1 protein-coding gene is annotated in these 252 nt (G+C 67.9%); it reads right to left on the minus strand.

All coding sequences use genetic code 11. The features are described 5' to 3' along the window. Positions 1 to 252: biotin-independent malonate decarboxylase subunit gamma (locus tag ACTFO6_RS19230; RefSeq protein WP_439935926.1), on the minus strand; the 252-nt coding region annotated here is incomplete at both ends.

The following is a 252-nucleotide window of genomic DNA, read 5'->3' on the forward strand; positions in this document are numbered from 1 at the left end:
GATCTTGGTCACGCGCGCCATGGCGGCGAGGTTCATCACCCGCACTTGGGCGTCGCGCAGCGCGTACACGTAGTCGGCCATCATGCCAAAGGAGAGAAAGCCGCCGCTCACTGCTTCGCCATAGACCAGCGCGAGCAGGAGATGCCCTCGGGCGCGGGCGAAGGCCAAGGCCTTGGCCAGGTGGGCGAGATAGCCGTTGATGCCGAGCAGCTCGTCGCGCCGGGAGAGCCGCTGCCCGCTGGTGTCCACGAG

This window comes from Pelomicrobium sp. G1, assembly GCF_051905455.1.
Classification (GTDB): domain Bacteria; phylum Pseudomonadota; class Gammaproteobacteria; order Burkholderiales; family UBA6910; genus Pelomicrobium.